The sequence below is a fragment of the Ensifer adhaerens genome (assembly GCF_020035535.1).
Taxonomy (GTDB): Bacteria; Pseudomonadota; Alphaproteobacteria; order Rhizobiales; family Rhizobiaceae; genus Ensifer.
Genome location: NZ_CP083351.1, coordinates 412,682 through 437,100, shown reverse-complemented (window position 1 = coordinate 437,100; position 24,419 = coordinate 412,682). Strand labels below are relative to the sequence as shown.

Here is a 24,419-nt window from a genome sequence, read left to right as displayed (position 1 = left end):
GTCATGGCTCCGGGGCGGCCGGCCCCAGGCGTGCGTTGAGATCCAGGCCCCGATGGCGACCACCGGGTCGTATCAAAAGGCGCCGCGCCCAGGCGCCGCCTTGATCAGATCGCGGGTATAGGGATGCTGCGGCCGGGTCAAGACCTCGCTTGCGGGTCCGCGCTCGACCACACGGCCCTTGCTCATGACCACGATCTCGTCGCTGATCTGCGCGGCCACCCTGAGGTCGTGGGTGATGAAGACCACGGCCAGCGACAAGCGCTTCTGCAAATCGGCCAAAAGGTCGAGCACCTGGGCCTGAACCGACACATCCAGTGCCGAAACGCTTTCGTCGGCGACAAGAACGTCGGGGCGCATCGCCAATGCACGGGCTATGCCGATCCGCTGACGCTGGCCGCCCGAAAATGCGGCCGGTCGGCGCTCATAGGCATTGCCTTGCAGCCCGACGAGCTCCAGCAATTCCTTTGCTCGCTCCACCGCCTCGGCACGGCCCATGCCTGATAGCATGGCGGCACGCGCTATCATCGGCCCGACCTTGCGGCGCGGATTGAGCGAGCCGAAGGGGTCCTGGAAAATCATCTGGATCCGCCGTCGCATGCGACGCAGCGCACCACCCTTCAGCTCGAGTATGTCCTGCCCGGCAACCGCGATCCTCCCCTCGGTCGGGTCGGTAAGGCGGATGAGGTTCTTGGCGATGGTCGACTTGCCCGATCCCGATTCCCCCACGATCGACAGCACCCTTCCGGGCGCGACCGAAAGCGTGATGTCATGCAGAACCTGCTTTGCACCGTAGCTGTGGTTGAGCCCGTTGACCGAAAGCGCCGGCACGTCCTGCGCCTCTACCGTAGGGCGGCAGTGCGGCACGAGGCTCGGCACCGCAGCGATCAGCGCGCGGGTGTAGTCGTGCTTAGGCTCCTTCAGTACCTGTTCGGCGCTACCGATTTCGACCACCTCGCCGCGCCGCATCACGGCGATGCGATCGGCGATGTCGGCCACAACGCCGAGATCGTGGGTAATGAAGATGATGCCGTGGCCGTGATTGTCGCGCAGCTCCCGGATCAGCTTCAGCACCTGGGCCTGGGTGGTCACGTCGAGCGCCGTGGTCGGTTCATCGGCAATCAGCAGCTTCGGGCTCATCGCCAGCGCCATCGCAATGACCACGCGCTGACACTGGCCACCCGACAGCTGGTGCGGATAGCTTTTGAGAACCCGGTCCGGTTCGGGCAGGTGCATTTCCTCGACCAGCCGCCGCGCGCGTTCGGCACGTTCGGCCCGGGAATAATCGGAATGCAGCTCGAAGACCTCCTCAATCTGCCGCGCGACAGTCAGCGCTGGATTGAGAGAAGCCATCGGCTCCTGGAAGATCATGCCGATATCCTTGCCGCGGATATCGCGCCACTGGCGTTCGGTGAGTGCGAGCAGATCGCGTCCGCCCATGCGCGCCTCGCCGCTCGCAACACTAAGACCGCGTGGGGCGGCGCCCATCAGCGCCGAAGTCAGCACGGACTTGCCCGAACCGGATTCCCCGACGACGCAAAGGATCTCGGCTGGCTTCACCTCAAGCGAAACATCATGCACCGCGAAAGGACGGTCGGCGCCCTTCGGCAGGGCCACGGAAAGATTACGGATCTTCAAGAGGGGCTGGTTCATGCCTGGCGCTCCTTCGCGTCGTTCACTTCGCGCAGGCCATCGGCCAAAAGGCTGAGGCCGAGGGTCAGGGACGAAATGGCGATACAGGGGAATATGACGAGATGCGGGAAGGCGATGGCCATGGCGCGGCCCTCGTTGACCATCCCGCCCCAATCGGGCGTCGGTGGAGGCAGGCCAAGGCCAAGGAAACCAAGAGTGCCGATGGTGATCGCCGTATAGCCGAGCCTGAGGCAAAAATCGACGGCGAGCGGTCCGGTCGTGTTGGGCAGGATATCGACGAAGAGAATGCGCAGGGTGCTTTCGCCCTGGGTGATGGCAGACTTGACGAAGTCCCGGCTGGCGACATCGATCGTAATGCCGCGCACGATACGGAAGATAGCGGGCGCGCTGCTGAACGTCACGGCGATGACGATGTTTACGGGCGAGGCACCGATCATGACAATGATGACGATATAGAGCACTAGGACCGGGAAGCTGAGCACGACGTTGGCGAGGAACGACAGGGTCGCGTCCGTCCGCCCGCCGGCATAACCGGCGATGAGGCCGAAGAAAAGGCCGAAGGCATAGGCGGTCAGCGTGGCGAGCGTGGAGTAGACCACCACCGTACGCGCGCCCCACACAAGGCGCGAGAAGATGTCGCGGCCCAGCATGTCCGTGCCAAAGAGGAAGAATTCCCCCTTGGCTCCCGCCGTCAACGGCTTGGCGAGGGGCTGCAGCGTCTGCAAGGGGTCGTAGGGAGCAATCAGCGGTGCCAATAGGGCGACCAGCAGCCAGCCGATGGCGAGCACGCCTCCCACAAGCACAAGCGGTTTTGCCAAATTCGAGATCATCGTCTTCATGCCGCAGCCCCCAGTGCGATGCGCGGGTTAAGCCAACCGTAGAGCAGATCGGACAGAACCTGGCTTGCCACGACAACAAGCACGGAGATCATGGCGCAGGCCTCGATCAGGTAGATGTCCTGGTTGAGCGCTGCGTCGTAGAGAAGCGTGCCAAAACCCTTGTAGGCATAGAAGACCTCAACGACGATGACACCCGACAAGAGCCAGGGCAGTTGCAGCATGATGACCGTGACGGGCGTAATCAGGGCGTTTCGCAGCGCGTGGCGCAGCACGATCCGACCCATCCCGGCACCCTTGAGGCGCGCGGTGCGAATGTAATGCGCGTTCATCACCTCTACCATCGAAGCACGCGTCACGCGCGCGAGGTAACCCATCGAATAAAGCCCGAGCACCGAGACTGGCAGAACCAGTTCTGCCAGCGAAAATCCGGAGATCATCGTGCTCGCACCAGGTAGAAGGCCGAGCCAGAATACGAAAATCCCCGACAGGAACACCGCCGAGGCAAAATCCGGTATCGAGGTGGTCACGACGGAAAAGACCGAAATCACCCGATCAAGGAGCGAGCCCGCCCGCATGCCGGCAAGTACGCCGAGGCCGAGACCGAAAACGACAATCACCAACAAGGCGCCGCCGGCCAGGAGAGCCGAGGCCGCAAGGCGCGGTATTACCATCTCGATCACCGGCGCGCGAAAGAAGGTGGACATGCCCCAGTCGCCGACCACGAATTGGCCCAGCCAACGAATGTAGCGAAGCAGAAAAGGATCGTTGTAGCCGTTCTGCGCCAGCCAGGCCGTACGCTGCTCGACGGTCGAGTACTGCCCCAGCACCTTGACGGCGACATCCTCGACGTTCACCTCCAGCGCCACAAAGATGAGGAACGAAACTGCCAGCATCGTGGCAAGCGCGATCGCTACCTTTCTCAACAGGAACATGCCCAAAAACACCGAATTCTCCCCCTCATCGTGAAACAGGCCGCGCCTCATTCGCGGGGCGCGCTTGGACGGCCGGCGCGCCTTGCGCCCGGCCGTTGCGCTTACGCGACCCAGACGCTGTCCATGCGGAAATAGTCCGACGGATGCAGCACAAAGCCGCGCACCCGCTCGGAGGCAGCGGTCAGACGCTCCGGCCAGAAAGGCTGAACCATGACGGCGTTGTCCTGAAGGATGCGTTGGACATCCTGCATGGCGGCCTTTCGCGCCTGCGGGTCGACAACGGCCATGGCTTTGTCCAGTGCCGCGTCGAATTCCGGGCTGGCGAAGTGACTTTCGTTCCATGAGCCGCCAGAGCGATAGGCAAGGTCCAGTGTCATCGTGCCGAGCGGACGGTGCGCCCAGAAGGTCAGGCCGAAGGGCACCTTGTTCCATATCGGCCAGTATTGCGAGGCAGGCAATACGTTGAGCTTCAGCCGGATGCCGGCCTCGGCAAGGTTCTGCTGCAGCACCTGTGCGGTGTCCTGTTCCCACTTGCCCTGGGTGTTGCCGAGGGTCAGCTCGATATCCAGCCCGTCCGGATGGCCGGCTTCAGCCAAAAGGGCCTTTGCCTTTTCTACGTCGCGCGGGGTCGCCGGAAGTGAGAAATAGTCGGCCTGCGTGGGAGAAACATGATAGTTGGCGCCGAGATCGCCCTGTCCACGATAGGCCACATCAAGCATTTGCTGGTTGTTGGCGGCCAGCACGACCGCCTGGCGAACGCGGATATCATCGAACGGCTTTTGATCCACCTGCATGCGCAGCACGATGGTGTTGGCGCCCTTCACCGAGAGGATCTTTATGTTCGGCAGCGACTTCATCAAGTCGTACTCGGCAATCGTGGCACGGTAGATGACGTCCACCTGTCCTCCGGAGAGTGCCGCCAGGTGCGTCGTCACATCGGGCCCAAGGTCGATATACTGGACCTCGTCCAGATGGGCGGGCGTGCCCCAGTAATCGGGCCGCTTACGGAAGACGGCCTGCCGTCCGACCTCGTGGCTGACCAGCGCAAACGGTCCAGTTCCGACGGGGTCGGCCGGCCAGTTGCCTTTGAAGCTGCGGTGAACGATCGGGCAGGTGTAGGAGTAAAGCTGTTCAGGGAGCGATGCCATCGGCCGCGACAGCGTGATGCGCACACCGTGGTCGCTGGTTTTTTCAACGCGCGAGATTGCGCCGAAGGCAGTCTTGTTCGAGCTTTGTGAATCCGGTGCGATCCAGCGCTCGATGTTGAAGATCACGTCCTCGGGCAGGAATGCGTCACCGTTCGACCACTTGGCGCGTTCGTCAAGCTCGAAATCCCAGACGGTCAGGTCCGCCGACGGTGTCCAGCTCTTGGCCAGATAGGGATGGGTGATGTTGTTCTCGTCGACGTAGGTCAGGAATTCCAGACTGTTGCGAAACAGGTTCGAAGCCTCGATCCAGTTCGTCATCATCGGATCGGTGATTTCCTGAATCTGGCAGGCAAAGCGCAGCGTGCCCCCGTCCTTGGGCGTCTCCTGGGCAAAGACCTTGCCGCCGAAGGTGCTGGCGCTGCCGACGGCAACGCCAAGCCAGGCCATGGCACGCAGGAAGCCGCGGCGGTCAATTGCTCTGGCAGAAAGACGCGTCATGAGCGTCTCGGCCTCCGGATGAAGCGGCGCGCCGCTGAGTGTCTTGAAATCCGTCATTTCCTCTTCTCCCTCTAGAATTTGCCTTGCGGCGGACCGCCATCCGGTCCGCCCTCCTCCTCAGGCAACTGCTGCCATGGGTGCCGCGAAACGTCCGGCGGCCGGGCGCGGCTCGCGCGGCAGACGCTTGCCTGCGGTGTAGTCGTTGATCAGGTCGCAGGGCGTGTAGTTGCGCTCGATTTCGAACACCTCGTCAGCATCGAGCGCGGTCGAGAGCGCCGCCAGGGCGCTGTCGAACTGCGCTTTGGTATCGGCGCCGACCAGCATGGATGAGATTTCCGGCTTCCCGAGAACCCAGGCCTGGGCAATCTGCGCCGGACTGACGCCGCGCGCCTCGGCTACCCGAGCGACCGAAAGAGCGATGTCGCGCGAGGCGCGGTCGTTGTACATTTCGGCGGTGAAGAAATCGGTCTGGTTGCGGATCGAGTTCATGTCGTTGGTCAGGATCCCGCGGGCAAGCGGGCTGAAGACCGAAACGCCGACGCCTTGATCCGCACAGAACGGGATCATCTCGCGCTCTTCCTCGCGATAGGCGCAGTTGAGCTGAAGCTGCATGTTGATCGGGCGGGCCCAGCCGTTCTTTTCGCAGACCTTCAGGATCTTGGCGAACTGCCAGGTGAACATGGTCGAGACGCCGATGTAGCGCGCCTTGCCGGCCCGAACGAGATCGTTCATTGCCTCCATCGTCTCTTCGACCGGGGTCTCCGTGTCGAAGTAGTGCAGCATGTAGATGTCGACGTAGTCGCTTTTCATGCGCGTGAGCGAGCCGTCCATGGCGTCGAAGACACGCTTTCGCGAATGACCGCCACTGTTGACGCCCTTGCCGATGGCGTAGCCGAGCTTGGTGGTGATGATCAGTTCTTCCCGGCGTGCCACCCGGCGCAACACGTTGCACACCACCTCCTCGCCCGCGCCGGCCGAATAGAAGTCGGCGAGATCGATGAAGTTCACGCCGTTGTCGAGCGCATGGGCAATAATCGGCTCACTTTCGCTCTCGTCGAAAATCCAGGGCTTCCAGTTCTTGGAGCCCATGTTCATCGTGCCGAGGCACAGTCGAGAGACTTTGAGGCCGGATTGACCGAGACGGATGTATTGCATTCTTCAGACTTTCGGATGGAGCGTTGGGAGGATGTGCGACGGGGAGAAGGCGAGTGTTTCAATCGCCGAAATAGACCCAGGTCCCCTTGGTCCGGGTGTAGGAGGAAAGCGAATGCACGGCCATTTCCTTGCCCCAGCCGCTTTCCTTGAAGCCGCCAAAGGGACTGGAAAGCCCATAGCAACCGTAACGGTTGACAAAGACCATGCCGGCATCCAGCCGCTCGGCCATGCGGTGGGCCAGGGTCACGTTGCCGGTATAGACCCCCGCGGCGAGGCCATAGACCGTGTCGTTGGCAAGGGTCACCGCCTCCTCCGCCGTAAAAAAGGGCGTGCAGGAGAGAACGGGGCCGAAAATCTCCTCCTGCACGATGCGGGCGGTCTGCGGCACGTTTGAAAAGATGGTGGGACGGATAAAGAGGCCGTCGGCGTTCTCTCCCGCCCGGTCATCGCGTCCACCCGCGACAAGCTCTGCTTCGGTCTTGCCGATCTCGATATAGTTCATGATGCGACGGAACTGCGCCTCGTTGCATTGCGGACCCTGCTGGGTTCCAGACGCAAGCGGATCGCCGCAACGCACCGCCTCGGCCTTGTCGATCAGCCGCTCCAGCACATAGTCATAGATACCCTTCTGGATGAGAAAGCGTGTCGGTTCCGAGCATTTCTCACCCTTGTGCGAGAACATCACGGTGAAGGCCCGGTCGATCGCCCCGTCGAGGTTCGGCGTATCGTCGAAGAAGATGCAAGGCGACTTGCCGCCCAGTTCCAGCGTCACGGCCTTGAGGTTCGAGACGCCCGAATTCTGCACGATCTTGCGTCCGACCACTGTCGAGCCGGTGAAGGAGACCTTGTGCACGTTGCGGCTGAGGGTGAGCTGGTTTGCTGCCTCGCCATCGGTGAGGACAAGGTTCAGGAGGCCCTTCGGCAGGTCGAGATGGCGATCGATCAACTCTACGAGATAGAGCGTGGCGAGCGGTGTGAACTCCGACGGCTTCATCACCACGGTATTGCCCATGGCAAGCGCCGGAGCGATCTTCAGGCTGGCCTGGTAGAGCGGGAAGTTCCAGGGCGCGATCAGCCCGCAGACGCCAACCGGGTCCTTCGAGGTGAAGTTCAGGAACCCGTCCTCGACAGGCGAGACCTCGCCGTAATACTTGTCCGTCCAGCCGGCATAATATTCGAAAATGTCGGCGCAGGTCGGGATGTCGTCGACCAGCGCCTCGGCGTAGGTCTTGCCGTTGGCAAGGCTTTCGAGCAGCGACAGCTTTTCGACATTTTCGCGGATCAGCCGGGCGATGGCGTTCAACAGGTCAGAGCGGGTCTTGCGCGACGTCTTTCGGCTCCAGACCTCGCTGCGATGGCAGCGGTTGGCGGCAACCGCTGCGGTCTCGACCTGGTCTGCATCGGCAAGTGGTATTGCGCAAAGCGCCTTACCGGTCGCCGGGTTGATCACAGACCATTTAGCGCCGGCGCCCCGGACCCACTGGCCATCGATATATTGCTTTTTCTCAGCTGTGAGCCAACGCTGAGCCCAGGCAAGTTCGGTTTCCTGCAACATGTCTTTCATGCCTTGCTTAGAAGTGATTGGGAGGGAAAGGTCAGCCGGCTTCGGCCTCAGTCACCTTGCGGCGTACGAAGTCGACGTCGCCGGCGGCCTCCTTTGCGATGGCGGAGGCATAGCTGTAGCCCTTCAGCTGTTTCAGCCGGATCAGCGAGGGCAAGAGACTGGTGGCATTGTCGGTGTTGCGCTTCGCATCAGGCCGCATGCCCTGCACGCAATTGCGCCTGAAGGTAAAAACCCCTGAAGTGAGGATCGCGATCATGTCGAGGAGGCCGGTGACAACCACCGCTTCCCATGGATTATAGTCCATCTCCCCATGATCTGCGGTCATGGCCACCGCGGCCGCGCGACCACAGGCCATCATGCCGCATTGCACCATGAATTCCGGGATCGTCGGGTTGACCTTGCCCGGTATGGCCGAGGACCCCGGCTGCACCGCAGGCAGGCGGATCTCAGCGAGACCACCATGCGGTCCCGAGGCCATCAGGCGCAAATCCTTGGCGAAACGGATCAGCGTGCGCGCGGTCTGTTCGAGCGATCCGGCAAGAGCCAAAAGAGGGTCGTGCGCCTGCGAGGCCGAATAAAGGTTGCCGGTTCGGGTGAGCGCGGCCGGCAGTCCGGCTGCTTCAAGCTGCTCGTTGAGCGCGGGAATGATCAGCGCGAAGAAACCGGGATCGCAATCGGTAGAACGACCGATGATGTTGCCGCCAATGCTGACGTGGCGCAGGTCCTCGGCATCTTGTGCCGCCCGCGCCAGATTATGGCGCAGGCAAGACGCGACACCGCCAAGATAGTCTTCAAAACCGATGTCTACGGCATCCTGGAGGCACGTGCGGGCGAGCTTGCGCAGTGGCGTCCATTCGGCGCCCAGCCTGTCGAGATCGGCAGCAAGTCCTTCAATTTCCTGCGAAAGGCCATCGAAGGCGGCGAGTGCGGCGATATGACAGCCGGTCGAAAAACAGTCGGCCGTGGAGTGATTGGCGTTCACATGGTCGTTCGGGTGGATGGGCGCATAGGTGCCAAAGGCGACGCCGAAATCTCTGGCATTGGCAAGGTTGGCCAGGACCTCGTTGATGTTCATGTTGAACGAGATCCCGCCGCCGCCATGGAAGGCATGGACCGGGAATGCCTCGGGGGGGATGCGCGCCAGGAGATCGTCGATCGCCTTGATGATCGCCTGGCCCATGGGCGCCTCGATCGCGCCGATCTCGATATTGGTCCGCGCGGCCGCCTTCTTGACATGCAGCATGGCGGCAAGGAGCAAAGGGTAGTCGGCAAACCCCGCGGCCCCCTCGAGCGGATAGAGCTCGACTGCCCGCTGCGTCTGGATGCCGTATACGGCCGCCGCTGGCACGGCGTGCGCGCCAATGCTGTCAACTTCCTGACGGGTCGGGCCGTGGCCTGCGATCATAAATGCGTCCTCCTCTCCAGTGGGACGCATAGATCGGGTATTCGACCCTGTCTGACAAACGACTATCGCGCAGGGGTCATTCCTAAAACTCATACCCTTCACACGGAGGGATGGCAGAAGCGCGCAGCCGTTCCAGCGTTCGCATCCGGCTTGCCTGCAACGCCCTGGCGGAACCGGGCGTCATGAGCATCTGTGCCAGCAACCGATTCCGGCGGCTTGTGCGACTGGCTCTTGCGACTGGCAGTTGGAACATTTTGCGACAGAGACGTGCGAGCCCGAACCGGGGACGTACGCATCACCTTCATATTCGTCTGATACGGTGGACCGGATGCTTCAACTGACGGTCACTGGCGATACTTCTCGGCGGAAATCGAGGACTTGCAGGCGCGTGATGGGCGAACCGCAGCAATCATACTTCCACGTCGTCGTTTGCACCTCGCAGGCCGCGGATAAGGCTGTTCTGGTGTTTTCCGACCTGAACGAAAGGCAGTTCATCAAACGCTTCGTCGTCCCCTATCGCACCGGAGGGAGCGTGAATATCGGTAAGAACATCGTCAGGGTTTCGGACCTTGTCGCAGTCAAGATAACCGAGACGCCTCAGCCCAAGGAAGCCACCTTAAAGGCGATGCAGGAACGTAGTCTGAGGGCGATCGATGAGCTCAATCAAAGCTCGGTTTGGCCGACAATGGCCTGTGAAGCGTTCGGCTGGGATGATGAAGACATTATGCATGCCGACGCTGACGTCACGGAACGCTACATTACCGGCCGTCCAGGACACCCATCTCGTATGGCGCGCGTGTTCCACAGCCGAGGCATGAAAGTCGCGGCGGGCACACTCGCCTTTCTGACTGCCGGCTTATGGCTCGGCTTGTGATGTGCCATGCTGCATGGACAAGCCTCGAACGAAGCTTCGCGCCATGCGCGCCTCCTCGATTGAACGCCCCCAGGCAACTTCCCTCTTTACGAACTTGGATATGGATCCTCAGCCCGTCGGCGCAGAAGCATATCCGGGCGAGTTTCGGGTCCATTGCTTCAGCTACAGCAGCGATCATTGGGATCTGACCCTCGCGTACCTAGAACTCTTCCCAGTCCTCTCGTCTCAACGTCGCACTGTTGCCGGATGCGCCAATCAGCCGGCGTCTGAGATCACGCGCGGGCGAGTGCGGCGGAGACACGACCGTCGGGTATGCTGTGTTGGGTGCCTTTGGCGCCACCGCGGTCACTTTGAATAGTGCGATGAGTTCGTTCAGCGAAGACACTTCTCGCGAAAGGCTGTGGATCGCAGCCGTGGTTTCCTCGACCATCGCCGCATTCTTCTGCGTGTCCTGATCCATTTGGTTGACGGCAGTATTGATCTGCTGCAGGTCCAAGGCGACGGCAACCAATTGCCGCGTTACTCCCGCCAATGTGAGGCCTAAGTTCCCGCGGCCGAAGGCGTGGACCCCCCGATTTCAACGCGCTGGAACTGAATTCCTGCCAGCTTCAGCACCAACGGCCTGCCTCGATCGGTGCGTTTGGCGATATCGCAGCTTTACAAAAGTCGTAGTTCAATTATCAAAAGTAAAATTGTGCGATTGACATTTGTCGATCTCAATGTGATTTTTGTCGAAATTGACGACGCGTGGAGGAAACCATGCAGCCATTGCTGAAAGTTGAGGGATTAAAGAAGTCGTTCGGAGGCGTCGCCGCCTTGCGCGACGGCCGCCTGGAACTTCAGGCCGGCTCGGTTCACGCGCTTTGCGGTGGCAACGGCGCCGGCAAGTCCACTTTCCTTTCGATCCTGATGGGCATCCAGCAACGCGACGGCGGCACGATCTGGCGGCGCGGCAAGGAAGTCCGCTACGGCAACCCGGCCGAAGCACTTGCCTCCGGCATCGCCATCATCGAGCAGGAACTGAGCCCCGTCCCGCACATGACGGTGGCCGAAAACATCTATCTCGGCCGCGAACCCTCAGGGCGCTTCGGCGGCATCGATTTCAAGAAGATGAACCGGGATGCCCAGCAATTGCTGGATCGGCTGGAATTCGGCATCCGCGCCACACAGACGATGTTGACCCTTTCGGTCGCGCAGATGCAGCTCGTCGAAATCGCCAAGGCTTTCAGCCACGAAGCCGAGGTGATTTTCATGGACGAACCGACATCAGCGATTGGCGAGAAGGAAGCCCAGCACCTGTTTGCCGCGGTCGCTCGCCTCAAGGCCGAAGGCAAGGGCGTCGTCTACGTCTCGCATCGGCTGTCGGAGATCTTCCAGATCGCCGACAGCTACACGGTCTTTCGCGACGGCGGCTATGTCGGCAGCGGCCTGCTGGCCGATATCGATCGCCCCGGCCTGATCAAGATGATCGTCGGGCGCGAACTCGGCGAGGAATATATCAAGACCAACGCTCCCACCGACAAGATCGGCCTCGAGGTCTCTGGGCTGACATTGCCGGGCAAGATCGAGGATATCTCGTTTTCCGTGCGCAAGGGCGAGATCTTCGGCATCTACGGGCTGATGGGTTCGGGCCGCACGGAGATCTTCAACTGCCTGTTCGGCCTCGACCGTCCGGCACGGGGTGACGTGAGGCTCGAGGGCGAGCAGATCAGTGTCAACAAGCCGGCCGACGCAATGGCGAGCGGCATCGCGCTTGTCACCGAAGACAGGAAAGTCAGCGGCCTCAATCTTGCCGATAGCGTTCGCGGCAACATCTGCCTGGCCAGCCTTCCCGAGATGAGCCCAAGTTTCGTCATGAAGGCGCGGGACGAGGCGGCAGCCAGTGCCGAGATGATCGCTCGCTTCGGCATCAAGGCCGCACGCGACACGATGCCGGTCTCGGGCCTATCGGGCGGCAACCAGCAGAAGGTGGTGCTGGGCAAATGGTTCCTGCGCCAACCGCGACTGCTCCTGCTTGATGAGCCCACCCGCGGCGTCGACGTGGGCGCGAAACGCGAAATCTACCGCATCATCTGTGACTTCACCGCAGCCGGCGGCACCGTCGTCATGATTTCCTCCGAGATCGACGAAGTGCTCGGCATGTCCGACCGTATCCTGGTCATGCGGCAGGGAAAATCGGCCGGCATCTACGACCGCCGGGCGACCGACGCCCAAACCCTCGTCCATCTGTCGACCTGAACCACCCGCGAGATCGACGCCAAAAGCGCTTGTCCGACATCAAAGGGGCCTGAGAACCGTGTCCAACATCGAAAACAACCCGTCCAGAAGCTGGTTCAGCGCCGAACAGCGCGGCACGCTGATCCAGGAATACGGCATCTTTCTCGCCTTCCTGCTGCTGGCAGTCATCCTCTCGTTCTCCAACGAGTACTTCCTGACGCCCGGCAACATCTCGAACGTGCTTTTGCAGACGTCGATCAACGGCGTACTTGCGATCGGCATGACCTTCGTCATCCTGACACGCGGCATAGACCTATCCGTAGGCTCGGTCGTGGCCCTTGCCGGAATGGTCAGCGCCAGCTTCGCGACCACTTCGGCCACTGCCGGTGTCGCCGGCGCGCCCTACCCCTTCTTTGTGGCACTGGCGATCGGCATTCTCGTCGGCGTCGCCTGCGGCATCATCGTCGGCTTCATCGTTTCGCGCTTCTCGGTCCCGGCCTTCGTCGCCACGCTCGGCATGTTGTCTGCTGCCCGCGGCATGACGCTGATCTATGGCGGCGGCAAGCCCGTGCCGGCGCTGACGCCTGAGTTCCGCTGGATCGGAACGGGCAACATCCTTGGCATCCCGATGCCGGTCATCCTGCTTGCGACCGTCTTTCTCGCATCCTGGTGGATCCTGACCCGCACGCGCTTCGGCCGCTACATCTACGCCGTTGGCGGTAATCCGCATGCTGCCAAGACTTCGGGCATCAACGTCACCCGCATCCGCTTCCTCGTCTACGTCATCTCCGGCGGTCTTTCGGGCCTTGCAGGCATGATGCTCTCGGCTCGCACCGGCTCGGCCCTGCCGCAGGCAGGCATCGCCTATGAACTCGACGCTATCGCCGCGGTCGTCATCGGCGGCACTAGCCTTTCGGGTGGCGTCGGCCGCGTCACGGGAACGCTGATCGGGGCGCTGATCATCGGCGTGATGAACAACGGCCTCGATCTGATGGGCATCCAGTCCTACTACCAGCAAGTCCTCAAGGGCGCGCTGATCGTTGGCGCCGTGATGCTCGACCAGAAACGCAATCAGGGTCTCTGACCCTCAAGACAACGGCCGCCTGGCGGCGGCTGTCAACCAATCCGTGCGCCATGAAGGCGGCGGAAACCACAATATGGAGGAGTAGCATGAAGAAACTCGTGATCGCCCTGGCTTCCGCCACGGCCCTCTTGGCGTCGTCAGCCGTCGCGCAGGAAAAGATCAAGATCGGCGCAGCGCCCTACGGCCTCAACGCCGAGTTTATGCAGATCTGGTCGGCGGCCCTCGAAGATCATCCCGCCGTCAAGAGCGGTGAAGTCGAACTGACCGTGTTTGATGGCCGCTACGACGCGCTGGTCCAGCAGGAACAGTTCAACACGATGATCACGCAGAAATTCAACGCGATCATCTTCGTGCCAATCGATATCGAGGCCGGTGCAACCGCCGTTCAAGCCGCACACGACGCCGGGATCCCGGTCGTCGGCTCCAACACGCGCGTCAACTCGGATCTCTTGACCGCCTATGTCGGATCGGACGACACGGTCTCGGGCTACATGGAAGCCAAGACCGTGCTCGACAAGATCGGGTGCAAGGGCAACGTCGTGATCATCGAGGGCCCGATCGGCCAGTCGGCGCAGATCTCCCGTCTCGAAGGCAACAAGAAGGCGCTCGCCGAGTGCCCCGACGTCAAGGTCCTGGAACAGCAGACCGCCAACTGGTCGCGTGCCGAAGCCCAGACGCTGATGGAAAACTGGCTCACGGCTCACAAGGGCCAGATCAACGGCGTCATCGGCCAGAACGACGAGATGGCGCTCGGCGCAATCGAGGCAATCAAATCGGCCGGCCTCAAGGTCGACGATTTCGCCATTGCCGGCATCGACGGCGTGACCGATGCGCTGACGGCCGTCAAGGAAGGCACGATGACTTCGATCCTGCAGGATGCCCGCGCCCAGGCGCAGGGCGCGCTCGACATCGCTATCTTCCAGGCAAAGAAGGGTGACTACAAGCCGCAGTCCGACATCTGGGCGCAGTACCCCGACATGCCGTTCAACGACGGCAAGGACAAGGAATACAACGTTCCGTGGACCCCGGTCACGACCGAGAACGTCGACAAGCTGCTCGAAGCCCGCAAGTAACGCCAATGCTGGCGGGGCGGCTTGCCCGCCCCGCTATCCAACCGCCGAGGGACAACGACATGACCGAGACCACTCCCCAGATCGACCTTAACTTCCCGCTGACCGGCAAGGTTGCCCTCGTCACCGGCGGCGCCTCCGGTATCGGTGCGGCCATCGCCAGCGCCTTTGCCGAAAAGGGCGCCAAAGTGGCCGTGCTCGACATCAATGAGGATGTTGCGCGCGCAAAAGCCGAAGCGCTCGGCGGTGGCGCGAGGCCCTTCGTCTGCGACGTTTCGGATGCAGCCTCGGTCAATGCGGCCGTCTCCAGCGTGCTCGCCGCGTTCGGTGGCATCGACATCGCCGTCAACAGCGCCGGCGTCGTCTACCTGGCGCCGGCCGAAGATCTGTCGCTCGACCATTGGGACAAAACCATCGCCATCAATCTGAAGGGCAGCTTCCTCGTCACCCAAGCGGTCGGTCGGGCGATGATCGCAGCCGGAAAGGGCGGCAAGATCGTCAATCTCGCCTCCCAGGCCGGCACCGTGGCGATCGAAGACCACGTTGCCTATTGCGCATCGAAGTTCGGCGTCATCGGCATGTCGAAGACCTTTGCGGCCGAATGGGGCAAGCACGGCATCACCGTCAACACTATCTCGCCAACCATCGTTCTGACCGAACTCGGCAAGAAGGCCTGGAGCGGTGAGAAGGGGGAAGCAGCCAAGAAGCGTATCCCGGCCGGCCGTTTCGCCTTTCCCGAAGAGATCGCGGCGGCCGCCGTGTTCCTGGCGTCGGCAGGAGCCGACATGATCAACGGCGCCGATCTCCTGATCGACGGCGGCTACACCATTCTCTGACGAAGCACGACCCCATTACAGGAGACACCATGCAAAGGTTCATCAACAATCCCGACGAGGTGGTCGAGGACACCGTCAAGGGCTTCGTCAAGGCTCACTCCGACATCGTTCGCCTGGCTGACAACCCGCGCGTGGTCGTCGCCAAGGGCGCGCCGGTTGCCGGCAAGGTCGGCGTCGTCACCGGAGGCGGCTCTGGCCACGAGCCGGCCTTCATAGGCTACACCGGCCGCAACATGCTGGATGCCGTTGCCGTCGGCGAGCTTTTCTCCTCACCGACCGCCAAGAGCTTCCACGATGCCATCCGCGAAGCCAATGGCGGCAAGGGCGTCGTCTGCCTTTACGGCAACTATGCCGGCGACAACATGAACGTGAAGATGGCGACGAAGCTCGCTGCCAAGGATGGCATCGAGGTGCTGACCGTCGTTGCCAATGACGACGTCTGCTCGGCACCGCCGGAAGAGCGCGAGAAGCGCCGCGGCGTGGCCGGCGAGATCTTCATGTGGAAGATCGGCGGCGCCAAGGCGGCCGAAGGCGCAAGTCTCAAAGAGGTGCGCGCGACCGCGCAGAAGGCGATCGACAACTGCCGCTCGATCGGCGTCGGCCTTGGTCCCTGCACGCTTCCCGCCGTCGGCCATCCGAACTTCCAGATCGAGCCCGGCACGATGGAAGTCGGCATCGGCCACCACGGCGAACCGGGCGTACGGGTCGAAGCGCTGAAGACCGCCGACGAAGTCGCCAAGGACATGTGCCAGATCGTGCTCGACGATCACAACCTGGCGTCCGGAACGGAGGTTGCGGTGCTGGTTTCTGGCCTCGGCGCCACGCCGCTCAACGAGCTCTATATCCTGAACGACACGATCGAGAAGGAAATCACCGCCCGCGGCCTTAGCATCTACCGGACCTATATCGGCAACTACTTCACATCGCTGGAGATGGTCGGCGCGACGCTGACCGTGCTGGCACTCGACGACGAACTCAAGGCGCTCCTCGACGTCGAGGTCCGCTGCACCACCATCCTGTGACGAAGGAAGCGCATCATGCAGACGTTTAGCAACGCCAATGCCGGCGCGATCGTGCAGTCGCTCGCAGAACGCATTATCGAGAACCGCGCCTATCTGAGCGAGATTGACGGCAAGATCGGCGACGGCGACCACGGCGTCAACATGGCCAAGGGCTTCGGCATGGCAGCCGAACGGATGAAGGACAGGGAAACCACCCTGTCGGAGGCGCTGGACACGCTCGGCACCGTGCTGATGACCGAGATCGGCGGCTCGATGGGCCCGCTCTATGGGGTGATGTTCACCGAGTTTGCCGAAAAGCTCGACGGCGTGCCGGCCATCGACACGGCAGCCTACAGCCGTATGCTGCACGCGGGGCTTGAGGGCATTCAGTCGATCGGCTCCGCCAAGGTTGGCGACAAGACGCTGATCGACACGCTCGTTCCGGCCATTGAGGCTTTCGACGGGTCTGTCTCGTCCGGGAAGAGCTTCTCCGAAGCCCTCGACGCCCTGATTGTCGCGGCCGAAGCCGGCCGCGACTCGACGCGCGACCTCGTTGCCAAGATCGGCCGCGCCAGCCGGCTCGGCGAGCGCTCTCTGGGGGTGCTCGACGCAGGCGCGACATCCTGCGCAATCATCCTCAAGGAACTTTCGCTTGGCGCCCAGGCGCGCCTCGCCTGACACCTGCGCGCCGCGGCGGCAAGCTTGCCGCGGCCGATGACCTTCTCCCAGGGCCTGCGCGATCCCGGTGAATAGACTGGGGTCGCGCCCCGCTCCACGCGGTTATGAGGTTGCAAAAGCACGACGTTGCTTCCATCCTCCCGAGCCAAAACAGGGGAAGAAAAAGACCAGATGACGACCAAGACACCCTCTCCACGCAAGGGCGGCGCCAACCGCGGCGGTGCGAGCGATACGTCGGACGCAATCCCGCTGCGCTACGGCGATGACCCCTATGTGTGGGCTTGCTGGCTCTACTACGAAGACGGCATGACCCAGGGCGAGATCGCCGACGCCATGGGCGTCTCACGCGCGACGGTCAACAGCTATCTGGCGGACGCGCGCGAAAAAGGTATCGTCCACATCTCCCTGGAGCCGGCGCGGCTGGCTTCCTTGACGATCGCGCAGGAATTGAAGCGGCATTTCGGGCTGATGGACTGCCTCGTGGTCCCAAGCGACGACAACGCGCGACCGCTCATCGACCGGCTTGGCGTAGCCGCCGCACAGGCGCTTCCGAAGCTCCTGAAGTCCGGGGACACGCTCGCGGTCGCCTGGGGGCGCACCGTGCTTTCCGTCGGCGAACATGCGGATATTGCAGCGCTCCAGGACATGACCGTCGTCCAGGCAACTGGCGGCACCACGGCAACCTTTGCCTACACGCCCGAACTCTGTGCGGCCGCAATCGCTCAGTCGGTCTCGGCGCGATGCGTCAACATCACCGCCCCGGCCATCGTCAAATCGCCGGCAATGCGCACCATGCTGCTGGATGAGCCGCTGCTGCAGGAACAATTCCAAACGCTCGGGCGCGCCAATCGAATGCTCTTTGGCATTTCCTCGCTGCGACCAAACTCGACGATCCATACCAGCGGCTTCTTCGAGTCCGTTTCGCTGCAGCACTACCTGGCAGCCGGGGCCGTCGGCGTCGTTGCCGGACGCTTTATCGACGAGCGCGGCCGACCGGTCGCAGGCCCGCTCGACGACCGCACCGTCGGTATCTCGCTCGACATGCTGCGCAAGATCGACACGCGCATTCTCGTTGCAGGCGGCTTCGACAAGGTTCCGGCCCTCCTTGCCGCACTGCGCGGCGGCTACGCCAACGTGCTGATCACCGATGCGGCAACCGGACACGGCATCCTTCGGGCAGACGGCGTTACAAGTCTCGATGCACGACTTTCCCAGAAACCAAAGGTCGCGCAGGCGCCAAGCTCTTATCGAACCCACGTAAAGAAGTTCCTGAACAACCCGAACCAGGTGGTCGAGGAGATGCTCGACGGCGTCGTTCGCGCACATACCGATTATCTGCAGCCGATCAACGGCTCCAATCGCGCGCTGGTCGCGCGCAACGGCCCAAGGTCTGGGAAAGTCGGACTGGTGATTGGCGGCGGCACGGGCCACGAGCCATGCTTTCTCGGCTATGTCGGCAAGGGGCTCGCCGATGCCGTTGCCGTCGGCAATATCTTCTCCTCGCCGCCACCCGACCCGATCGTACAATGCGCAGCCGCTGCCTCGGGCGGCGAGGGCGTGCTTTTCGTCTACGGCAATTATGCGGGCGACGTGATGAACTTCGAGATGGCCGCGGAGATCGCCGAGGAGAAAGGCATCAAAGTCCGCACGGTGCTCACCACCGATGACATCGCATCGTCGCCGGTCGAAGACCGCGAGGGACGCCGTGGCGTTGCCGGAAACTTCTTCATCTTCAAGATCGCCGGTGCTGCCTGTGATCGCGGCCTGACGCTTGAAGCCTGCGAGGCGGTCACGCGAAAGGCAAACCTGCGCACCTACACCGTCGGCGTGGCGCTCGAGCCCTGCGCGATGCCGCAGACCCGAAGGCACAATTTCGAGATTGGGCCCGATGACATGGAGATCGGGATGGGCATCCATGGCGAACCGGGGGTCACGCGCGAGCGGATCAAATCCGCAGACGAAATCACCGACAGCATCATGGACAACATCTTCAAGGAGATGAAGGCCGCCCCCGGCGACCGCGTTGCCGTGCTCGTCAACTCCTTCGGCGGCACACCGATGATGGAACTCTACATCCTATTCCGGAGAGTCGCCCAAAGACTGGAAGCCAAGAATATTCGGATTGAAGCGAACTGGATTGGGCACTATTGCACCTCACTCGACATGGTTGGAGCTTCCATCTCCATTCTGCATCTCGACCAGGAACTGACCGAACTGTTGCGCCATCCTTGCGAAACGGCTTTCCTGCGTATCAATTGATATTCCGTCACGGGGTGCGGGCTACGAAACGCCACCCCCCGCGACGTTCTGGGAGGATAATCATGTCGGAAAATGCGGTGCGCCGCCTCATCGCTATGTTCGAGGCGATTTCTGCCGCCGTGGAGACCGAGAAGGATCATCTTTCCGAACTGGACGGCGCGATTGGCGACGCCGACCATGGCACAACGATGTCGTTGGGTTTCCTTGCGGTGAAAGCCGAACTCGCAAAGATCGACGTCGACAAGGCGCAGCCCTGCGATGTGATGGAGACGGCGGCCGGTGCCTTCCTCAACGCCGTTGGCGCATCGACGGGTCCGCTTTATGCGACCGCCTTTCGTCGCGCCGCACAGGCGCTTGCGGACGCCAGTGAACTGAACCTTGCCACAGCAGCGGCCATGATCGACGCCATCGGCTCTGGCATCTGCGAGCGCGGCAAGGGCCAGCGCGGCGACAAGACCATGCTGGATGCCTGGTTGCCAGCAGCCGACGCCGCAGCAGCAGCACTCGCAGACGAGAAGACTAGCGCTGAGTTCTGGAGCGATGTTGTTGCCGCCGCCGATGCCGGGGCCAACGCGACCCGGTCAATGGTGGCGGCCAAGGGTCGGGCAGCCCGTGTGCGCGAACGCTCGCTTGGCCATGTCGACCCAGGCGCTGCTTCCGCCGTTGTTGTTATCCGCGCCATGGCGGCAACCCTCGGCAGTTGAGCAACAACAGAGCGAACGCTATGGGATCTACAAGGCGTACACCGGTTCGCGACGCCATCAAGGGGTGCTTCCTGGCATCGAACGGTTGGGTGTCGAAAAGTAGCAAAGACCTTCGCGCAAGCTGCGGCAGACGGGCGAAGGCCACGTTCGCAAGTGCCCAGGCCAATGCAATGAGGGCACGGCTTCAGCTTGCAGTCATTGAATCGGCCAGGGGCGCGCTCCAGCTTTTGAGGAAGTGTTCTGTCCCGGGATCTATGAGCCTGCTGAACGTAGCGCTGCAAGTCCGACCGGTCCGAGCACATCATCACTACGCGTGGAGCGGCGAAAGTTGTCGAAGTAGAGCGACCATTCGCCCTGAGATGCCGAGCGGTAGGGCCCGAACTTGAAATACTGCCGAGCGCCCAGCCCTTGTTCGTCGTGGCCGATATGCCCTCGGACCGTCACGATCCAACGATCGTTGGCGAAGAGTTCGATATGCCCCGTACCATCCGGGCCTGGACGGGTCATCACCGCAAAGTCAATCCAGCCACTATGCGGCGTCGGTAGTTCATTTCCTCTGGGGATGACAGTGATACGATCTGTGTAGGCGGTAAACAGGTGCCCGTCTGCTGGCGTCCAACCCGGGTCGGCGGCTACCAGTGCACGCATCTGCCGCTTTCCCGGACGTAGCCAAACCGGCGTGAGAACCGGTGCGCTGGTTGGCAAAACCCGGCCAGGGATCACGGGAAAAGTGGTTTCAACGGTCGCAAAGAGCCGACCGCGAACCAAACGAAGTGCCAGGAAGGGACTATAGTCACCCCTGGCGTCCGGACCGATCTCGCGCTTCCATTGAGCGATCAGATGGCGGTGGTCCTGTTGCGGGATTGGGTCGGCAAACTTCACGGAAAAGCCGTACCAGACGGCTGTGTCATAGGGTACGCGCAGAGCCGTGCGTTCCCACACCTCCGCCCGCTCGCTCCGATGGTTTTCGCCATCAAAGAGCGGTCGGACGCTTAGTTTCAACGCGCCGGCACTGCCAAACGTGACGTCGCGCTGAAACTCGAGTGAGCCTGCCCGTTGCTCGACATTATCGCGATAGTAGAGCCCACCCATGGGCGAGAAGCGGTCACCTTCGAAACCGTCAATAAGGTTGGCTTCCCAAGAGAGTGGAGCCGCGGCCTTGTCATTCCCATGAGGTGAGTTGCCAACGTTCAATTCCTTCGCCGCCACACCCTCGACACTTGCAAGACCCGTCATGAACCTGCTGTCAGAGATATGATCGTTGCACCGGGTGAGGTATGTGCCGTTGATGGACTTCAATCGCCCGGTTTCGCCGCACACGTCACACGTGTGGTACGACCGGCCCGCAATGTCGTGATAGATGCCGCCAAGCGCAGCGGTCGCTTCTGCCGACAGGCGAAAGTCATTCGTCGGCCTGAGGTAGCAGCGTAGACCGCCCCATTTCTCCTCTATTTGTCGAATGTAAACCTTGGAAAGCAGCCCGCGTTTGCTGAGGTACCTTTCGACGCGCCGTAGATACTCCTCGATCAAGCCGTTCCAGCCCGTGTTGGCAGTCAGGAAAAGAGACCACGTCTCCTCGCTCGTATCTGGATCAAAAAGGCGAGCATAGGTTTGACGAATGTGCGCGACGAACTCCGCATGCTTCATGCAGAGACCCTTTCCCATGAATCCGAGCTGGCCAGGATGTGGTTGCCCTCCCCGGTTCTTCCCTTCCCGCTGCCAACCCGTCTCAACCTGGTCGTTTGTCAAACTTGCGAGCCAGGCCGAACTGTGACGGCGGGTAGCTACGGGGCGCCCATTTGCGGCAGGGACAGAGCTGAGCGTGACGGTGCTCGTTGAGGCCTGGCCTATTCAGTTCCGAATTGATCACGCGCTGACGGTAATGAATGGGCGGCGTTAAGCCGCCCATTGCCAGCCTGCAATCAGCTTACATTTCTCACCGGCGGGATCGTCCACGTGCCGTCGATGATGGAGGGATTGGCCTCGTTCGGCCAATACAGGCGCATCATGAGGATAAATTTCCCCTTGGGCGCCGGCAGCCAGTTTGATTCCTTGTCCGCTCCTGGAGATTCGTGCTGGATCAACAGGTCGATAGAGCCGTCCGGGTTGGCCTTGAGCGGCTCCCTTGCACTGATCGAATAGCGGTTGAGCGGGTTGTCGACGAAGAAGTACTCCGCATCGTACATGGTCAGTGACCAGAAGCCCCCAACCGGCGGCGTCAGACCTTTCTTGAACGTCAGCACATACTTGTCGGACCCATTGTAGGCCCGCTTGATCAGACTGCCTCCGGACTTCGTCGACGTTGGGTAGATCGCATCTTGCGGCCGGTTTGCCCCAAGACCGATCGCGGTGATCAAGGCCCGCTGGACATAGTTGGTGCCGTAGATGCCGGTCTTCGTTGTGAAGCCCCAGCCGTCGATGTCCTGAACGTCGCCGTCGCTGAACTTGAAATGCAGCATGATGCGGGCAAAACCCAGCTCCGGGACGCGCTTTGCAAATGCAGGGTCGAACTTGGTCTTGTCGAAGTCCTTGCCGGGAACGATGCCCAGCTCGGCGAGCTTGGCGACGATCGGTGCATCGGCTTCGCTCGGCGGATTTCTTTTCAGGAGCTCGGCGAACAGGGTGAAGTATTCGACGGCATCCATCTTGTTGACTTGCGCGCGAACCGCGGTCTTCATGTCGACCGACGGATCGACCTTGCCCTTGGGTGGTGTCCAGTCCTTGCCCCATGCACTCAAGGGATAAAGCTTTACCTCATCCTGCAGCTTGTGAACCTCTGCGTAGTCCTCCGGCGTGCCCGTGCAATAGATGCGCCCAAGCAACCAGACGATGCTTGTCGGCGACTTGTATTCCTTCAGCCCTTCCGGCAGCGTCCCTTCCCAACCGGGGCCGGTCACAACGTAGGTCTGCGCTCCTGTACCGGTCGTCCGCTTTCCGGGAACGTCGAACACCGTCGTCCAGCCGTCCAGCATCGGAAACAGAGCATAACGATCCTTGAGGTCGGGCAGGCTGATCACCCAAGGTTCATCACCCACATCGAAAAATGCGGTCGTATAGAGGGTGTCGGCATTGGGCGCCGTCACGTCGCGGAATTTGGCATCCGGATACTGGCGCAGCTTGATGACATGCCCCATCGGACCTCGGGTTCCTTCAACCTCGGCGACGTTGGTGATCACGCGCCGGGTGATCTCCATGGTGACAAGCGGATAGGCGTAGATATACGCCTCGACGGCCAATGCGAATTCATCAAGACCTTCCGGCAAATTTGCCACCAGTCCGTCTTCGGCGTTCGCCGCAGACCCCACGGAACCGGCGGCCATCAGCCCAAGACTGGCAACCGTTAACTCACGACGCGTGATATCCATTACTATCCTCCAAAAAAAAATCTTGCACCGAAATGCGGCTGGGGGAAAATCTGCCCCAGAATGAACTCATCTAGATGCGCGCTATTTGACGAGACCGAGGTTGATCAATTGGACCCGCCGGTTTTCCGCCGACGTCGGGTTGGCTGTATCGAGCGGCCACTCCTCGCCCACGCCAATCGAATACAAGCGCTCGGGCGCGATCGCAAACGTAGTCGAAAGTGCCTCAGTTATGGCATTGGCGCGCTGCGCGCTGAGTTCAAGATTGTGTTGCGCGTCTCCCGTCGAGCTCGTGTGGCCGACGATGAGAAATCTATAGCGCCGCAGGTTGGGATGGTGGCAACGCGTCGGCGATCAGCCCGACAGTGCGGTAAGAACTCGGCTCGATGGCGATCGAGTCGTTCTCAAATTCGATATCTACGATCAGTTGCGACAACTTGGAGAGTTTCTGCCAGTTCGGAAGGTCGGCGAAACCTTTTCCCGCATTCGCCTCGGCCTCCTGTACCAGAAGCGCGACGTCGATTGCGGGCGCGGCGCCTTCCACCCTCCCAAGGGTGCGCACAAGTTCCTTGTCACTGATGTCCTGCGCTGCGACCGCGCCAGCGGCCATGCCGAGCCCGATCGTCAGTAATGCGCCAAGATGGAAATTCTTCATCGACTTGCCTTTCGTTATCAAGAAGGTCTCAGCGCCATCCGGCGTCGATGATGGCCTGACCGCATTGCCCTTCGTTCACGCGCGTCGCCTTGTTCAGACAGGAAAGAACATTTCCTTCGCCTTTGACGCTCTTGCAGTATTGGGCAATGTCGTGTCGGCAGAGCTCCGCAAAGGACGATTGGGCCGCCTGGCGTTGGCTTATCGACGTGATCACGTTCGCCAAAGTCACGGTACAGGTTGGCGAGACTTTGCCCACGTTCTGCTCGAGACAGGTCTGGATGCGGCCGCCGCCCAGGTTGAGCCCCTTGCAGTGTTTTTTGATATCCGAGCCGCAATCGTTGGCGAGCAAGCTCACGGCGTCGGCGTAGCTGATGGTGTCTGCCCGACCGATTGTGGCAAGGGCAAGAACAGTGAGAACTAACGTTCCTCCGAAAACTGCAAGTCTGTTTGTCATTGGCAAGTCCGATCGAAAACAGCCCCAAACTCGG

20 protein-coding genes and 1 pseudogene are annotated in these 24,419 nt (G+C 61.5%); 9 read left to right on the top strand and 12 right to left on the bottom strand.

The window, feature by feature from the left end; genetic code table 11:
* Positions 1 to 72: 72 nt before the first annotated feature.
* The 7 genes from LAC81_RS36725 to LAC81_RS36695 all read right to left on the bottom strand — a co-directional run bounded on the left by LAC81_RS36725 (position 73) and on the right by LAC81_RS36695 (position 9,191).
* The gene (locus LAC81_RS36725; RefSeq protein WP_223730497.1) at positions 73 to 1,650 is read right to left on the bottom strand and encodes a dipeptide ABC transporter ATP-binding protein; all 1,578 of its coding nucleotides are present in this window, start codon (positions 1,648 to 1,650) and stop codon (positions 73 to 75) included.
* Positions 1,647 to 2,489, bottom strand: a complete 843-nt coding sequence (locus LAC81_RS36720) for an ABC transporter permease (RefSeq protein ID WP_419195916.1) — start codon at positions 2,487 to 2,489, stop codon at positions 1,647 to 1,649. Before LAC81_RS36720 ends, LAC81_RS36725 begins: the two co-directional genes overlap by 4 nt.
* Complete coding sequence (locus LAC81_RS36715) at positions 2,486 to 3,427, bottom strand: ABC transporter permease (protein ID WP_223731055.1); 942 nt, start codon at positions 3,425 to 3,427, stop codon at positions 2,486 to 2,488. Before LAC81_RS36715 ends, LAC81_RS36720 begins: the two co-directional genes overlap by 4 nt.
* Before the next feature lie 95 nt (positions 3,428 to 3,522).
* Positions 3,523 to 5,124, bottom strand: a complete 1,602-nt coding sequence (locus LAC81_RS36710; protein WP_223730496.1) for an ABC transporter substrate-binding protein — start codon at positions 5,122 to 5,124, stop codon at positions 3,523 to 3,525.
* Between the two features lie 60 nt (positions 5,125 to 5,184).
* Complete coding sequence (locus LAC81_RS36705) at positions 5,185 to 6,222, bottom strand: aldo/keto reductase (RefSeq protein ID WP_223730495.1); 1,038 nt, start codon at positions 6,220 to 6,222, stop codon at positions 5,185 to 5,187.
* A gap of 58 nt (positions 6,223 to 6,280) precedes the next feature.
* Entirely contained in the window at positions 6,281 to 7,786 is a 1,506-nt protein-coding gene (locus LAC81_RS36700; RefSeq protein WP_223730494.1) for an aldehyde dehydrogenase family protein, read from the bottom strand.
* A gap of 31 nt (positions 7,787 to 7,817) precedes the next feature.
* Positions 7,818 to 9,191: a lyase family protein gene (locus tag LAC81_RS36695; RefSeq protein WP_223730493.1), complete on the bottom strand. Its 1,374-nt coding sequence runs from the start codon at positions 9,189 to 9,191 to the stop codon at positions 7,818 to 7,820.
* A gap of 391 nt (positions 9,192 to 9,582) precedes the next feature.
* On the opposite strand from LAC81_RS36695, the gene LAC81_RS36690 reads away from it, so the two are divergent.
* A complete protein-coding gene (locus tag LAC81_RS36690) occupies positions 9,583 to 10,065 on the top strand; it encodes a hypothetical protein (protein WP_223730492.1) in 483 nt (160 codons plus the stop codon).
* A gap of 199 nt (positions 10,066 to 10,264) precedes the next feature.
* On the opposite strand, the gene LAC81_RS36685 is transcribed toward LAC81_RS36690, so the two are convergent.
* The gene (locus tag LAC81_RS36685; RefSeq protein WP_273700258.1) at positions 10,265 to 10,576 is read right to left on the bottom strand and encodes a hypothetical protein; all 312 of its coding nucleotides are present in this window, start codon (positions 10,574 to 10,576) and stop codon (positions 10,265 to 10,267) included.
* A gap of 248 nt (positions 10,577 to 10,824) precedes the next feature.
* Between LAC81_RS36685 and LAC81_RS36680 the strand changes: the two genes are divergently transcribed.
* The 8 genes from LAC81_RS36680 to dhaL (LAC81_RS36645) all read left to right on the top strand — a co-directional run bounded on the left by LAC81_RS36680 (position 10,825) and on the right by dhaL (LAC81_RS36645) (position 19,914).
* Positions 10,825 to 12,303 carry a sugar ABC transporter ATP-binding protein gene (locus LAC81_RS36680; RefSeq protein ID WP_223730491.1) on the top strand — a complete coding sequence of 493 codons (1,479 nt, stop codon included), beginning with the start codon at positions 10,825 to 10,827 and terminating at the stop codon, positions 12,301 to 12,303.
* Positions 12,304 to 12,361: 58 nt separating this feature from the next.
* Positions 12,362 to 13,366, top strand: coding sequence for an ABC transporter permease (locus tag LAC81_RS36675; RefSeq protein ID WP_113540297.1), 1,005 nt, complete (start codon positions 12,362 to 12,364; stop codon positions 13,364 to 13,366).
* Positions 13,367 to 13,452: 86 nt separating this feature from the next.
* A complete protein-coding gene (locus LAC81_RS36670) occupies positions 13,453 to 14,439 on the top strand; it encodes a substrate-binding domain-containing protein (protein WP_223730490.1) in 987 nt (328 codons plus the stop codon).
* 59 nt (positions 14,440 to 14,498) lie between these two features.
* Positions 14,499 to 15,272 (top strand): SDR family oxidoreductase, encoded by a 774-nt coding sequence (locus LAC81_RS36665; protein WP_223730489.1) that lies wholly within the window; start codon positions 14,499 to 14,501, stop codon positions 15,270 to 15,272.
* A gap of 29 nt (positions 15,273 to 15,301) precedes the next feature.
* A complete protein-coding gene (locus LAC81_RS36660; RefSeq protein ID WP_223730488.1) occupies positions 15,302 to 16,294 on the top strand; it encodes a dihydroxyacetone kinase subunit DhaK in 993 nt (330 codons plus the stop codon).
* A gap of 15 nt (positions 16,295 to 16,309) precedes the next feature.
* A complete protein-coding gene (dhaL, locus tag LAC81_RS36655) occupies positions 16,310 to 16,951 on the top strand; it encodes a dihydroxyacetone kinase subunit DhaL (RefSeq protein WP_223730487.1) in 642 nt (213 codons plus the stop codon).
* Between the two features lie 171 nt (positions 16,952 to 17,122).
* A complete protein-coding gene (locus tag LAC81_RS36650; RefSeq protein ID WP_223730486.1) occupies positions 17,123 to 19,210 on the top strand; it encodes a bifunctional sugar-binding transcriptional regulator/dihydroxyacetone kinase subunit DhaK in 2,088 nt (695 codons plus the stop codon).
* A 62-nt stretch (positions 19,211 to 19,272) separates the two neighbouring features.
* Positions 19,273 to 19,914, top strand: a complete 642-nt coding sequence (gene dhaL, locus LAC81_RS36645) for a dihydroxyacetone kinase subunit DhaL (RefSeq protein WP_223730485.1) — start codon at positions 19,273 to 19,275, stop codon at positions 19,912 to 19,914.
* Between the two features lie 252 nt (positions 19,915 to 20,166).
* On the opposite strand, the gene LAC81_RS36640 is transcribed toward dhaL (LAC81_RS36645), so the two are convergent.
* From LAC81_RS36640 to LAC81_RS36625, 4 genes and pseudogenes are all read right to left on the bottom strand, one after another.
* On the bottom strand, positions 20,167 to 21,108 hold the full coding sequence (locus LAC81_RS36640) for a polysaccharide lyase (RefSeq protein WP_419195930.1): 942 nt from the start codon (positions 21,106 to 21,108) through the stop codon (positions 20,167 to 20,169).
* Between the two features lie 728 nt (positions 21,109 to 21,836).
* Positions 21,837 to 23,279 carry a DUF1254 domain-containing protein gene (locus tag LAC81_RS36635; protein WP_223730484.1) on the bottom strand — a complete coding sequence of 481 codons (1,443 nt, stop codon included), beginning with the start codon at positions 23,277 to 23,279 and terminating at the stop codon, positions 21,837 to 21,839.
* 81 nt (positions 23,280 to 23,360) lie between these two features.
* Positions 23,361 to 23,931: pseudogene (locus LAC81_RS36630) on the bottom strand (OmpA family protein).
* 28 nt (positions 23,932 to 23,959) lie between these two features.
* Complete coding sequence (locus LAC81_RS36625; protein ID WP_223730483.1) at positions 23,960 to 24,385, bottom strand: cysteine rich repeat-containing protein; 426 nt, start codon at positions 24,383 to 24,385, stop codon at positions 23,960 to 23,962.
* Positions 24,386 to 24,419: the final 34 nt, after the last annotated feature.